Origin of the sequence: Pseudomonas palleroniana, from assembly GCF_022836895.1 — a bacterium.
In the GTDB taxonomy this organism is placed as follows: Bacteria; Pseudomonadota; Gammaproteobacteria; order Pseudomonadales; family Pseudomonadaceae; genus Aquipseudomonas; species Aquipseudomonas palleroniana.
Genome location: NZ_CP092411.1, coordinates 4,273,151 through 4,286,220 on the forward strand (window position 1 = coordinate 4,273,151; position 13,070 = coordinate 4,286,220).

The 13,070-nt window shown below is 63.0% G+C and carries 11 protein-coding genes; 8 read left to right on the forward strand and 3 right to left on the reverse strand.

From position 1 onward, the window contains the following. Positions 1–9: 9 nt before the first annotated feature. Together urtB and urtA are read right to left on the reverse strand one after the other, a co-directional pair. The gene (gene urtB / locus MJP36_RS19275) at positions 10–927 is read right to left on the reverse strand and encodes an urea ABC transporter permease subunit UrtB (protein WP_060755338.1); all 918 of its coding nucleotides are present in this window, start codon (positions 925–927) and stop codon (positions 10–12) included. 95 nt (positions 928–1,022) lie between these two features. After that, positions 1,023–2,231 (reverse strand): urea ABC transporter substrate-binding protein, encoded by a 1,209-nt coding sequence (urtA, locus tag MJP36_RS19280; protein ID WP_060755339.1) that lies wholly within the window; start codon positions 2,229–2,231, stop codon positions 1,023–1,025. A gap of 312 nt (positions 2,232–2,543) precedes the next feature. On the opposite strand from urtA, the gene MJP36_RS19285 reads away from it, so the two are divergent. After that, positions 2,544–5,921: an ATP-binding protein gene (locus MJP36_RS19285; protein WP_244383771.1), complete on the forward strand. Its 3,378-nt coding sequence runs from the start codon at positions 2,544–2,546 to the stop codon at positions 5,919–5,921. After that, positions 5,902–6,564, forward strand: a complete 663-nt coding sequence (locus tag MJP36_RS19290; RefSeq protein WP_060755340.1) for a response regulator — start codon at positions 5,902–5,904, stop codon at positions 6,562–6,564. Before MJP36_RS19285 ends, MJP36_RS19290 begins: the two co-directional genes overlap by 20 nt. A gap of 37 nt (positions 6,565–6,601) precedes the next feature. Here MJP36_RS19290 and MJP36_RS19295 read toward each other — a convergent pair whose 3' ends face one another. Next, a complete protein-coding gene (locus MJP36_RS19295; RefSeq protein WP_244383772.1) occupies positions 6,602–7,438 on the reverse strand; it encodes an IclR family transcriptional regulator in 837 nt (278 codons plus the stop codon). Positions 7,439–7,673: 235 nt separating this feature from the next. On the opposite strand from MJP36_RS19295, the gene MJP36_RS19300 reads away from it, so the two are divergent. The 6 genes from MJP36_RS19300 to MJP36_RS19325 are packed head-to-tail and all read left to right on the forward strand — an operon-like array spanning position 7,674 to position 13,067. Next, the gene (locus MJP36_RS19300) at positions 7,674–8,702 is read left to right on the forward strand and encodes an ABC transporter ATP-binding protein (protein WP_244383773.1); all 1,029 of its coding nucleotides are present in this window, start codon (positions 7,674–7,676) and stop codon (positions 8,700–8,702) included. Next, positions 8,699–9,544, forward strand: a complete 846-nt coding sequence (locus MJP36_RS19305) for an ABC transporter permease (RefSeq protein ID WP_244383774.1) — start codon at positions 8,699–8,701, stop codon at positions 9,542–9,544. Before MJP36_RS19300 ends, MJP36_RS19305 begins: the two co-directional genes overlap by 4 nt. A gap of 4 nt (positions 9,545–9,548) precedes the next feature. Next, positions 9,549–10,343, forward strand: coding sequence for an ABC transporter permease (locus MJP36_RS19310; protein WP_060755344.1), 795 nt, complete (start codon positions 9,549–9,551; stop codon positions 10,341–10,343). After that, positions 10,343–10,633, forward strand: coding sequence for a (2Fe-2S)-binding protein (locus tag MJP36_RS19315; RefSeq protein ID WP_060755345.1), 291 nt, complete (start codon positions 10,343–10,345; stop codon positions 10,631–10,633). The genes MJP36_RS19310 and MJP36_RS19315 overlap by 1 nt, the downstream gene beginning before the upstream one ends. Further along, on the forward strand, positions 10,630–11,973 hold the full coding sequence (locus tag MJP36_RS19320; RefSeq protein ID WP_161549421.1) for an FAD/NAD(P)-dependent oxidoreductase: 1,344 nt from the start codon (positions 10,630–10,632) through the stop codon (positions 11,971–11,973). Before MJP36_RS19315 ends, MJP36_RS19320 begins: the two co-directional genes overlap by 4 nt. After that, positions 11,970–13,067, forward strand: coding sequence for an NAD(P)/FAD-dependent oxidoreductase (locus MJP36_RS19325; RefSeq protein WP_244383775.1), 1,098 nt, complete (start codon positions 11,970–11,972; stop codon positions 13,065–13,067). The genes MJP36_RS19320 and MJP36_RS19325 overlap by 4 nt, the downstream gene beginning before the upstream one ends. The last annotated feature ends 3 nt before the right edge of the window (positions 13,068–13,070 follow it).

Sequence of the window (13,070 nt, forward strand, 5' to 3'; positions counted from 1 at the left end):
CGGTCGCCTCTACTTGCGCACTTTGATGGAGAACAACCCTTGCGGGCGCAGCATCAGGATCAGAATCACCGAGGACAAGGTGAGCACCTTGGCCATCGAGCCACTGAGAAAAAACTCCGACAGCGATTGGGTCTGGGCAATCACGAAAGCCGAGGCGATGGTGCCGAACAGGCTTTGCGCGCCGCCGAACACCACCACCAGGAAAGTGTCGACGATGTACTGCGAGCCCGCTGTCGGCCCGGTCGAGCCAATCGTGGTGAATGCCGCGCCGGCCACACCGGCCACGCCGCAGCCCAGGGCGAAAGTCATGCGGTCGACCTTGCGCGTATTGATACCCACCGCACGGCTCATCAGACGGTTCTGCACCGTGGCGCGTACCTGCAAGCCCCAGCGCGAACGGTAGAGCATCAGGAAGATCGCAGCGGTGAGCAGCAGGGTCAGGCCCATCATGAACAGGCCGTTGCGCGGGATCTCGATGGCATCGGTGAAGTTCACCGACCCCATCAGCCATGCCGGTGGTTCAGCGCTGACTTCACGGGCACCGAATACCGACCGGAAGGTCTGTTGCATCACCAGCGACAAGCCCCAGGTGGCAAGCAAAGTGTCCAACGGGCGCTTGTACAACCGGCTGATCATCGCCCATTCCACCAGCCAGCCAATGGCACCGGCGACGAGGAATGACAGGGCGATGGCGAAGAAGAAGTAATAGGGTTGGAAGCTCGGTGCGAAGTGCGCCGTGAGGCTGGAACACACGTAGGTGGTGTAGGCGCCGATGGTCAGGAACTCACCGTGGGCCATGTTGATCACGCCCATCTGGCCAAAGATGATCGCCAGCCCCAATGCCATCAGCAATAGCACGCAGAACACGGACAAGCCGTTGAACCCCTGCATCGCCGCGATGGCTCCAAATTCCGATAGCCATTCCATGATGATGGTCTCCTGCAGAGAAATGAAATGCGGGCTGCCTTGGCTTTATGTGGGAGGTGGCATTAGGGCAAGCCACCTTCCACAGGTGAACCCCGTTACTGGTAGCCTTTCGGGAATGGGTTCGGCTCGATCAGATCCGACTCGTAGATCACCTTGAACTGGCCGTTCGGCTGCACTTCGCCGATGCGCGACTTGCTCCACAGGTGATGATTCTCGTGGATCTTCACATAGCCTTCCGGCGCGGTTTTCAGTTCGATGCCCGGGGACGCGGCCACCACTTTATCCACGTCGAAACTGCCGGCCTTCTCCACCGCCGCTTTCCACAACCATGGGCCGAGGTAGGCTGCCTGGGTTACGTCGCCGATCACCGCATCCTTGCCGTACTTGGCCTTGAAGGCTTCGACGAAGGCTTTGTTGTTAGGATTGTCCAGGCTCTGGAAGTACTTCATCGAGGCATAGAAACCGGCCATGTTCTCGCCGCCAATGCCGAGCAGTTCGTCTTCGGTGACCGACAGGGTCAGCAAGGTCTGCTTGGAGGCATTCACGCCTGCGGCATTGAGTTGTTTGTAGAACGCCACGTTGGAACCGCCCACCACGGCGGCAAACACCACGTCAGGCTTTTTCAGCTTGACCTTGTTGATCAGCGAACCGAACTGGGTGTTGCCCAAGGGGTAGTAGTCTTCGCCGACCACGGTGCCGTGCAGTACGTTTTCAATGTGCTTGCGCGCGATCTTCATCGAGGTGCGCGGCCAGATGTAGTCGGAGCCGACCAGGTAGAAGGTCTTGGCGCCCTTGGTCTTGGCGATCCAGTCGAGGCTGGCGAGAATCTGCTGGGTGGCTTCCTGCCCGGTATAGATCACGTTTTTCGACTGTTCCAGGCCCTCATAGAAGGTCGGGTAGTACAGCAGGCCGTTTTCTTTCTCGAATATCGGCAGCACGGCTTTGCGCGAGGCCGACGTCCAGCAGCCGAACACCGCGGCAACCTTGTCGTTGACCAGCAGTTTCTTGGCTTTTTCGGCGAAGGTCGGCCAGTCGGAGGCGCCGTCTTCCTGAATGACCTTGATCTGCCGTCCCAGGATCCCGCCCGAGGCGTTGATCTGTTCGATGGCCAGGCGCTCGGCCTGGATCGAGCCGGTCTCGGAAATAGCCATGGTGCCGGTGGCCGAATGCAATTGGCCGACGGTGACTTCGGTGGGGGTCACGGCCAGGCCTTCGTTATCGGCCAGCACGCCCTGGCTGAACAGAGCGGCCGCCAGCAATGACAAGGCCAACAGCGGTGTGGAGCGGATCAATCGTATTGCCATGGGGCGACTCCTCTGCAATGAGGTGTCCAGCATGGCGGCAGTCATCCGGCTCGGGTATACGCAGCCTGACGTAACGGTGTACGTCATTTGACGTATGCCGCGGCGCACCAATCCAGGGCAGGATCACGCTCCCCCAGGCACTGGAGATCCCCTGTGAGAGCGGGCTTGCTCGCGAATGCGCGGTAGCTGTCACCCCATCAGCTACAGGCACACCGCATTCGCGAGCAAGCCCGCTCGCACATTTGGATCTGGGTGCCTGTCGGGGCATGGAATTTGCTGATCAATCTCGCCCACTTCCCGGAGCCTTCCACCGTGCAGCCCCCTCCCGGTACCCAGCGCATCATCAAGATCCGCCGCGACTACAACACCTGGGTCGCCGACGAGACCATGGAAGACTATGCCCTGCGCTACACCCCCAAGTCCTTTCGCAAATGGTCGGAACTGCGCATTGCCAACACGGCCCTCGGCGCGGTGTCGTTCCTGGCGCTGGAAGCCATCGGCGGCGTGCTGGCCTTGAGTTACGGCTTCACCAACACCTTCTGGGCGATCCTCGCCATCAGCCTGATAATTTTCTTGAGCGGCCTGCCCATCAGCTACTACGCCGCGCGCTACGGTGTGGACATGGACCTGCTCACTCGCGGTGCCGGCTTCGGTTACATCGGCTCGACTATCACCTCGCTGATCTACGCCAGCTTCACCTTCCTGTTCTTTGCCCTGGAAGCAGCGATCATGGCCCTGGCCCTGGAGCTGTATTTCCATATCCCGCTGGCCCTGGCCTATGTGATCTGCTCACTGCTGGTGATCCCGTTGGTGGCTTACGGCGTGACCCTGATCAGCCGCCTGCAATTGTGGACGCAACCGATCTGGCTGCTGTTGCTGGTGTTGCCCTACGGCTTTGTGGCGTGGAAAAACCCCGACGCTTTCAGCGACTGGACCAGCTTCGTCGGGCGCAACGCCGACGGCGGCGATTTCAATCTGCTGGCGTTCTGCGCCGCCTGCACCGTGGCGCTGTCGCTGGTGACGCAAATCGGCGAACAGGTGGACTACCTGCGCTTCCTGCCGGAAAAAACTGCTGCCAACCGCAAGCGTTGGTGGGCCGCCCTGCTGTGTGCCGGCCCCGGCTGGATCGTCCCCGGCGCCTTGAAGATGTTCGGCGGGGCGTTCCTGGCATTTCTCGCGCTGCAACATGAAATCCCCATGGAGCGCGCCGCCGAACCGACCCAGATGTACCTGGTCGCGTTCCGCTATGTGTTCAGCTCACCGGAATGGGCACTCGGCGCCATGGTGTTGTTCGTGTTCATTTCGCAGATGAAGATCAACCTGACCAATGCCTATGCAGGCTCGCTGGCCTGGTCCAACTTCTTTGCCCGGGTCACCCACAGTCACCCCGGCCGTGTGGTGTGGCTGGTGTTCAACGTGGCCATTGCGCTGATGTTGATGGAGTTGGGCGTGTTCGATGTGATCGATCAGGTACTGGGGCTCTATGCCAATATCGCGATTGCCTGGATCGGCACCCTGGTGGCCGACCTGGTGATCAACAAGCCTTTGGGCCTGTCGCCCAGGCACATCGAGTTCAAGCGCGCGCACCTCTACGACATCAACCCGGTAGGCGTCGGCTCGATGCTGATTGCTTCATTGTTGTCGATCCTCGCGCACTTTGGCCTGTTCGGCGCCCTGGCCCATGCTGCGCCGCCCTTCGTGGCACTGGGTACCGCGCTGGTGATGGCGCCACTGTTGGCCTGGCTGACCCAGGGCAAGTACTACATCGCCCGTACCAGCGACGTGCAGTTGATTCACCCGGTTGCCTGCGCGACGCACGCGGTCTGCGGGCTGTGCAGCAACCCGTTCGAGACGGCGGACATGGCGTTCTGCCCGGCCTATGGCACGCCGATCTGTTCGCTCTGCTGTTCGCTGGATGCGCGTTGCGGAGATCGTTGCAAGCCCCACGCCCGTTTAGTCACCCAGTTCGAAAGCATACTGCGCTGGTTGCTGCCCAATACGCTGATGCCACGCTTGCATACCCGGTTGGCACATTACCTCGGATTGCTGATGGCGCTGGTGTTGATGCTCGCCGGTGCCTTGGCCTTGATCTATGTGCAGGCAGCGCAAGGCTTGCCGCATTCGGAAACCTTGTACCAGGCGTTCTTCAAGGCTTTCCTGACGTTATCCGTGTTGGCCGCGGTGCTCGCCTGGTGGGTGGTGCTGACCCGCGAAAGCCGTGGCGTGGCCCAGGAAGAATCCGACCGCCAGACCCTGCTGCTGATGCAGGAAATCGACGCCCACAGCCTCACCGACCAGGCGCTGCAACAAGCCAAGGAGGCCTCCGAAGCGGCGAATGCCGCCAAGAGCCGCTACGTCACCGGCCTGTCCCATGAACTGCGCACGCCGCTCAATAGCATCCTCGGTTTCACCCAGATTCTGCAGCGTGACAGCGCCATGCCCGAACAGCACCAGGATGCGCTGGCGACCATTTTGCGCAGCGGCTCGCACTTGGTCTCGCTGATCGACGGCCTGCTCGACGTGGCCAAGATCGAGGCCGGCAAGTTGCGCCTGGAACCCACCGAGATCCCCTTCCCCGAGCTGCTCCACGACCTGGAACAGATGTTCACTCCGCAAGCCCGGGACAAGGGCCTGCGCTTTCGCCTGGACTGCGTGGGCAAGATCCCCGCCGTGGTGCGTGGCGATGAAAAACGCGTGCGCCAGATTCTGATCAACCTGTTGGGCAATGCGGTGAACTTCACCGACAGCGGCGAGGTGTGCCTGAGGGTCAGCTATAGGCGCGAGACCGCCAACTTTGAAATCATCGACACCGGTATCGGCATCGACCCCGGGCAGTTGGAGCGGATTTTCCAACCGTTCGAACGCGGCGACCTGATGCGCCAGGGCAATGGCGTGGGCCTGGGGCTGACCATCACCCGCATGCTCACGTCCTTGATGGGCGGCGAACTGCGGGTCACCAGTGAGCTGGACAAGGGCACCTGCTTCCAGGTGCGGCTGTTCCTGTCGCAGGTGCGCGCACCGCAAGCGGTGGTACATGTCGAGCACGACATCATTGGCTATCAAGGCACGCGACGGCGCATTCTGGTGGTGGATGACCATGTGGATCATCGCAAGGTGCTCAGCGGCATGCTCACGCCGCTGGGTTTCGAGGTGATCCAGGCCAGCAACGGCCAGGATGCAATCCGCCAGGTGGCGCTGCTGGCACCCGACCTGATCCTGATGGACCTCTCGATGCCGACCCTGGATGGCTATGAAACCAGCCGCCTGATCCGCCGCAATGCGTTGTCCACCGCGCCGATCATCGTGATCTCGGCCAACGCGTTCACCGACGACCGCGAACGCAGCATTGCCGCCGCCTGCAACGATTACCTGGCCAAGCCCGTGCGCACGCCGGAGCTGCTCGGCTGCCTGCAACAGCACCTGGGCCTGCAATGGCTGCGGCGCACCCAGAGTCGGATACCACCGCCACCACCCAGCGTATTGCCCAGCGCTGCAGACCTGGCTGAACTCGCCGAGCTCAGCGCCATCGGCTATGTGCGGGGCCTGCATGCCAAACTCGACACCCTCCTTGAACAGCGCCCGGACACCGAACCTTTTATCAGCAAGGTCCGCGGGCTGCTCAAGGGCTTCCGCCTGGATGAACTCAACCGAACCCTCAAGGAGGCCGCAGATGAATGCATTGACCAGTAATGAACCCGGCGTCGTGCTGATCGTGGACGACACCCCGGATAACCTGGCCATGCTCTCCGACGCCCTCGACGACGCGGGCTATATGGTACTGGTTGCCCTCGACGGCCTCAGCGCGTTGAACCGCGTGCAACGCCGGCGCCCGGACCTGATCCTGCTGGACGCGATGATGCCCGGCCTGGACGGCTTCGAGACCTGCCGTCGGCTCAAGGCGCAGCCTGCCAGCGCAGACATTCCGGTGGTGTTCATGACCGGGCTGACCGATAGCAAGCATGTGGTGCAGGGGTTTGAGGTAGGTGGCAGCGACTACGTGACCAAGCCGATCCAGACCGATGAGGTACTGGCACGGGTGGCGGCACATTTGCGCACGTCGCGTATTTTGCTGTCGGCAAGGGAGGCACGGCAGCCGAGTGTACTGACGCTTGAAGATGCGCCGGCACAAAGGCTGCTGTCAGCCAGATTCCAGCTGACCGAGCGCGAGGTGGAAGTGTTGCGCTGGGTGGCGTGCGGGAAGACCAACCGGGATATCGGGGATATTCTGGGGTTGAGTCCGAGGACGGTGAACAAACATCTGGAGCATGTCTATGTGAAGCTCGGCGTGGAGACCCGCACGGCAGCCACGTCGGTAGCCCTGGCCGCGATCTAGACCTGTGCGGGGCGATAGGGGGTACAGCGAAAATGAGTTATCCCCCAAACGTCTGTGAAGGCCGACGCAAGGTCGGATCAAACGGGTTGATCCGCGGCCCGATCGCCGCCGCTTCGCGCTTCAACAACTCCACCACCATCGGTAAGCGGCTCGGCCCCAGCCGGTCACTGATGGTTGCCACACTCAACGCCGCCACCGCATGCCCCTCGCGATTGAGGATGGGCACCGCCAGCCCGGCCATGCCCTCCAGCACCCCGGTATTGCGCGCCGCATAGCCAAGCTGGCGCACGTTCTGCACCTCCGAGCGCAACAGCACTTCGTCATACAGATGGAAGTCCTTTAGGCGGGGCAAGTTGTAGCGGATCACCGTTTCACGCTCTTCCTCCGGCAGGAACGCCAGGATCGCCAGGCTGCCCTGCCCCACACCCAGCGCCACGCGCCCGCCGATATCGCCGGTGAAGGTGCGGATCGGGTATGGACCTTCGCTGCGGTCAAGGCAGATCGCATCAAAACCGCTGCGGGCCAGCAAAAACAGTGAGTCGCCCAGGGACGCACTCAGGCGCAGCAGGCTTGGCCGCACCAGGTCACGCAGGTTGCCGGTCTTGCCTGCATTCGCCGCCAGCGCGAAAAACTCCAGGCTCAGGCGGTAGCGCTTGCTGCGCGCATCCTGCTCGACCATGCCTTCGTCCACCAGGCTGCGCAGCAGGCGGTGGGTGGTGGGCTGGGAAAGGCCCACCTGCTGCGCCAGTTGGGTCACGCGTTCGCCGCCTTCCGGCACCGTACCCAGCGTGCGCAATAACGCAAACAGCCGAGACACACTGCCCGCGCCGACTTCCCTGCTCTCAACATTCCGCTCAGTGGAATCATTTTCCATCTAAAAGCCTCAACTATTCTGATCATTGAATAAAACTGAAAATAATACTTCATTCAGTGAAATTCCATCTTCCACCCTTCCGGGTCTTCGTCCTAATCTGCGTTCACAGGGGCGAAATGAACAACAATCGGCAGCCGACTTGAGATCGAGCGCCAACGCACCCGAGACACTTCTTTCGCATCTGCCCAAAACAAAAAAGCGCGTCTCGACGCGACTCAAAAAGGTGGAACGCACTATGGCATTTCTCCAACTCAACGCCTTGAGCAAACGCTATGGCGCCGTCGACGCGGTGGTCGCTACCGACCTTGCGGTGGAAAAAGGCGAATTCGTGTCCCTGCTCGGCCCCTCGGGTTGCGGCAAGACCACCACCTTGCAAATGATCGCAGGCTTCGTGGACGTCACTGGCGGGCAAATCCTGCTCGACGGTCGCGACATCACTCACGCCAAGCCCGCCAGTCGCGGCCTGGGCGTGGTGTTCCAAAGTTATGCGCTGTTCCCGCACATGAGCGTGCGCGACAACGTCGCGTTCGGCCTGAAAATGCGCAAAGTGCCAGCCAGCCAAATCGCCACCCAGGTCAAAAACGTGCTGGAGCTGGTACGCCTGGCGCAACATGCCGAGCGCTACCCGCGCGAGCTGTCCGGCGGCCAGCGCCAACGGGTGGCCCTGGCGCGTGCGCTGGTGATCGAACCGCCGGTGTTGCTGCTGGACGAACCGCTGTCCAACCTCGACGCCAGCCTGCGCGAAGAAATGCAATTTGAAATTCGCCGCATCCAGTGCGCCGTGGGCATCACTACCTTGATGGTCACCCACGACCAGGCCGAAGCACTGTCGATCAGCGACCGCGTAGTGGTGATGCAGGCCGGGCGTGTGACCCAGATCGACGCGCCGTACACACTCTATGAGCACCCGCGCACCCGGTTTATCTCGGACTTCGTCGGCAAAGCCAACCTGTTGCCCGGCGACTACGACGCACTCGGCAACCCGCAAGTGCGCCAGGCAGGCGGCAGCGGTGAACTGACCCTGAGCCTGCGCCCGGAGAAAATCCAACTGGTAGACGCCGGCCTCGGCCTCCTGCAAGGCAGCGTACGCGACCGTTACTTTTTCGGCAGCCAATGGTTGTACCGCGTCCAGACCCCGCTCGGCGAAATCACCGTGGCCTGCAGCAACGACGGCAGCACGCCACTGGGCTGCGGCACGGCGGTGGGCCTGCAGTGGCAAGACGAGTTGTTGCGCGTCTTGGCGGCGGATGAGGTGTGCCCATGAGTCGGGGCTACTTATTGTCGTTGCCGGCCCTGGCCCTGTTTACCGGGCTGTTGCTGCTGCCGCTGGGCTTGACCTTGGTGCTGTCGTTCAACGTGTTCGACTATCAGGTCGGCGTGAAGGCCGATGAGTGGACCTTCGCCCATTACCTGTCTTTGCTGCGCGATGCGTATTTCTACGAAATCTTCTGGCGCACCTTCTGGATCAGCGCCTTGGTGACCTTGCTGTGCGTGGTCATCGGCGTGCCCGAGGCCTACATCCTCAGCCGCATGGGCACCCCGTGGCGCTCGATTTTCCTGATCCTGATCCTCACCCCGCTGTTGATCTCGGTGGTGGTGCGCGCCTTCGGCTGGAGCTTGCTGCTGGGCGCCGACGGCTTGGTCAATCAAGTGATCCAGGCCCTCGGCGGGCGCCCGGTGAAGCTGCTGTACACGCCATTTGCCGTGATCATCGCGCTGGTGCACGTGATGCTGCCGTTCATGATCATTCCGGTGTGGACCTCGCTGCAAAAACTCGACCCGTCGGCTGAACAGGCGGCGCTTTCGTTGGGCGCAAGCCAGGCCACGGTGATGCGCAAGATCGTCTTGCCGCAGGTGATGCCCGGCGTGTTGTCCGGCACCTTGATCGTATTCGGCCTGGCCGCCAGCTCATTCGCCATTCCCGGCCTGCTGGGCGGGCGGCGCCTGAAAATGGTCGCCACCGTGGTGTACGACCAGTACCTCTCGGAACTCAACTGGCCCATGGGCGCGACCATCGCGGTGGTGCTGCTGCTGGTCAACCTGCTGATCATGCTGAGCTGGAACCGCATGGTCGAAAGCCGCTACAAAAAGTCCCTGGGGGTTTAAGCGCATGTCCAGAAACGGTCCTTTGGCCCTGGGTTTTCACAGCCTGGTGGTGCTGTTCATGATGGCGCCGCTGGTGGTGGTGTGCCTGGTGGCCTTCACCCCGGAAAACACCTTGAGCCTGCCCACATCGGGGTTTTCCCTGCGTTGGTTTCGTGCGGTGTTCGAGCGCGCGGACTTTATCCAGGCGTTCTATAACAGCCTGGTCCTGGCCTTCACGGCGGCAAGCCTGGCCACGCTGATTGCGGTGCCCGCCGCCTTGGCCATCAGCCGCTATCAGTTCCCCGGACGCAATTTTTGCAGTGCCTTGTTCCTGTCGCCGATCATCATCCCGCACCTGGTGCTGGGGGTGGCGATGCTGCGTCTGTTTGCGCTGATGGGCGTCAACGGCAGCTTCACCTGGCTGATGCTGGCGCACGTGGTGATCATCACGCCGTATGTGCTGCGCCTGGTATTGGCGGCCGCCATCGGTATTGACCGCAGTGCCGAGCAAGCGGCCGAATCCCTCGGTGCCGGGCGCTTTACGCTGTTTCGCCAGATCACCCTGCCGATGATCCTGCCCGGCGTGGCCGGCGGCTGGCTGCTGGCATTCATCAACAGTTTCGATGAAGTGACGCTGTCGATCTTCGTCAGCTCACCGGCCACGCAAACGCTGCCGGTGCGCATGTACGTCTACGCCACCGAATCCATCGACCCCATGATGGCGGCAGTGTCGGCGCTGGTGATCGGGTTGACGGCAGTCACCATGATTGTACTGGACCGGGTCTACGGCCTGGACCGCGTCCTGGTGGGGAAACACTGATGGCGCTGTTCAAGCGATTGGCCGAAACCACGCGCCCTGCCCTGGCCTTTACCCTGGACGGGCAACCGGCCACGGGGCTGCTGGGCGACACCCTGCTCACGGCCATCCTGACCTGCGCCGACCACCTGCGAGGCAGCGATTTCAGCGCCGAGCGCCGCGCCGGGTTCTGCCTGATGGGCGCCTGCCAGGATTGCTGGGTACGGCTGGAGGACGGGCGTCGCGTACGGGCCTGCTCGACGCTCCTGGAAGAGGGCCAGGCCATCAGCCGCGACCCGGGGCGCCAAGCATGAAGCCGGTGGTGATTGTGGGCGCAGGCCCGGCGGGGATCAGTGCGGCGCGTACCCTGCTCGAACATGGCATCAAACCGTGCCTGATCGATGAAAGCCTGCGCGGCGGCGGGCAGATTTATCGGCGGCAACCGGCGAACTTCCAGCGTTCGGCCAAGCAGCTTTACGGTTTTGAAGCGGGCAAGGCTGAGGCGGTACACCGCACGATGGATGAATTGGCGCCGTTGCTCGACTACCGGCCCGAAACCCTGGTGTGGAATGCCGAAGGCGGTCGCCTGGACCTGCTCCATCACGGCCGTGCCGAAAGCCTTGCGTACTCACGCATCATCGTTGCCACCGGCGCCACCGATCGTATCCTGCCGGTGCCGGGCTGGACCCTGCCTGGGGTGTACAGCCTTGGCGCTGCGCAAATCGCCTTGAAGTTTCAAGGCTGTGCCATCGGTGAGCGCGTGGCGTTTTGCGGCAGCGGGCCGTTGCTGTATCTGGTGGCGTATCAATACGCCAAGGCCGGGGCCAACGTGGTGGCGGTGCTCGACAGCGCGCCCTTCAGCGCTCAATGCCGGGCATTGCCGGCGTTGCTCGGGCAACCGCTGACCCTGGCCAAGGGCTTGTACTACCGCGCCTGGCTCACGGCCCATGGGGTTCCCGTACATCAGGGGGTGACGCTCAAGCAGATTGACGGTGAACAACGGGTCAGCGCCATCCGTTGGGCTGAACAGAGCCTGGCCTGTGATGCGGTGGCCTTCGCCCATGCGTTGCGCAGCGAAACCCAGCTGGCGGACCTGCTCGGCTGCGAATTTTCCTGGAACGCCCTGAATCGTGCCTGGTTGCCGCAACGCGACAGCGCCGGGCGCAGCAGTGCCGACGCGGTGTACCTGGCCGGCGACGGCGCCGGCATCATGGGCGCGGAGGCTGCCCACATGGCCGGTGAGCGGGCAGCCTTGGCGCTGCTGGATGATTTGGCTATCACCATTGATCAGCGTCGCGCCGCCTGGCTGGAGCAGCAGTTGGCGGGCATCCAGCGCTTTCGTCAGGGCCTGGAAACCGCCTTCCCCTTCCCGCAGCAGTGGGCAGCCGAGGCGCCCGATGCGTTGATCCTGTGCCGTTGCGAGGAAGTCCGCGTGGGCGATGTGCGCGCGGTGGTCGACGAAGGCCACTGGGAGATCAACCGGGTCAAGGCCCATTGCCGCGTCGGCATGGGCCGCTGCCAGGGCCGCATGTGCGGTTTGGCGGCGGCGGAAATCATTGCCGAGCACAGTGGCCGAGGCATTGAGCAGGTCGGGCGGCTGCGCGGCCAGGCACCGATCAAGCCGCTGCCATTTGGCGTGCAGGTGCAACCATGATCGACGTCATTGTGCTGGGGGGTGGCATTGTTGGCGCATCGGCGGCCCTGATGCTCGCGCAGCGCGGCCAGCGCGTGGCGCTGCTGGAACGGGACTTTTGCGGCTCCCATTCCAGCGGCGTCAACTATGGCGGCGTGCGGCGTCAGGGTCGGCCATTGCATCAACTGCCGTTGTCGCAACGTGCCCATCAGCTCTGGGCCGACCTGCCGGGGTTGATCGGTATCGATGGCGAGTACGTGCGCTCCGGGCATCTGAAGTTGGCGCGCAGTCACGCAGATTTTGCCGCGTTGCAGGCTTACGCAGACCAGACGCAAGGATTCGGCCTGGGCTTGCAACTGCTCGATCATGCGCAGCTGCGCGCCAGGTTCCCTTGGGTGGGCGACATCGCGGTCGGTGCTTCGCTGTGCCCCGAGGACGGCCATGCCAACCCGCGCCTGGTGTCGCCGGCCTTCGCCCGTGCCGCGCAACGCCTGGGCGCAACGATCTTTGAGCAGGCCGAAGTGATTGGCATTGAGCACGACGGAGCGTGTTTCCAGGTGCGCTGTGCCAACGGCCTGCACTTACACGCACCCTGGCTGCTGAACTGTGCCGGCGCGTGGGCCGGCACCGTCGCCGCACAGTTTGGCGAGCCGGTGCCCATCACTTCGGCGCACCCGGCGATGCTGGTGACCGAACCGCTGCCGGTGGTGATGACGGTGAGTACCGGCGTTGAAGGCGGTGGGATTTACGCGCGCCAGGTCGCCCGGGGCAATTGCATCCTGGGCGGCGGCCGCGGCTTCGCCCTGGGCCCGCTGACGGCGCGCCCAGGGCAAGCGGCCGTGCTGGAGATCTTGCGCAACGCCACTGAGCTGTACCCGTTCCTCCAGGGCGCGCAGGCGATCCGTACCTGGAGCGGCACCGAAGGCTACCTCCCCGATCATGAACCGGTGATCGGTCCCAGCAGCACCCAACCCGGCCTGCTCCACGGTTTCGGCTTTGCCGGCGCCGGGTTCCAGCTCGGCCCGGCGGTCGGTGAAGCCCTGGCGGACCTGGTCTGCTCAGGCGCCAGCCGCCAACCCATTGCAGCGTTTTCCATTCGTCGTTTCCAAGCCTGAGAG

What these genes read in the sequence shown, in the direction of transcription:
- urtB (WP_060755338.1), bottom strand. Translation starts at nt 927, where the DNA reads ATGGAATGGCTATCGGAATTTGGAGCCATCGCGGCGATGCAGGGGTTC.
- urtA (WP_060755339.1), bottom strand. Translation starts at nt 2,231, where the DNA reads ATGGCAATACGATTGATCCGCTCCACACCGCTGTTGGCCTTGTCATTG.
- MJP36_RS19290 (WP_060755340.1), top strand. Translation starts at nt 5,902, where the DNA reads ATGAATGCATTGACCAGTAATGAACCCGGCGTCGTGCTGATCGTGGAC.
- MJP36_RS19295 (WP_244383772.1), bottom strand. Translation starts at nt 7,438, where the DNA reads ATGGAAAATGATTCCACTGAGCGGAATGTTGAGAGCAGGGAAGTCGGC.
- MJP36_RS19300 (WP_244383773.1), top strand. Translation starts at nt 7,674, where the DNA reads ATGGCATTTCTCCAACTCAACGCCTTGAGCAAACGCTATGGCGCCGTC.
- MJP36_RS19305 (WP_244383774.1), top strand. Translation starts at nt 8,699, where the DNA reads ATGAGTCGGGGCTACTTATTGTCGTTGCCGGCCCTGGCCCTGTTTACC.
- MJP36_RS19310 (WP_060755344.1), top strand. Translation starts at nt 9,549, where the DNA reads ATGTCCAGAAACGGTCCTTTGGCCCTGGGTTTTCACAGCCTGGTGGTG.
- MJP36_RS19315 (WP_060755345.1), top strand. Translation starts at nt 10,343, where the DNA reads ATGGCGCTGTTCAAGCGATTGGCCGAAACCACGCGCCCTGCCCTGGCC.
- MJP36_RS19320 (WP_161549421.1), top strand. Translation starts at nt 10,630, where the DNA reads ATGAAGCCGGTGGTGATTGTGGGCGCAGGCCCGGCGGGGATCAGTGCG.
- MJP36_RS19325 (WP_244383775.1), top strand. Translation starts at nt 11,970, where the DNA reads ATGATCGACGTCATTGTGCTGGGGGGTGGCATTGTTGGCGCATCGGCG.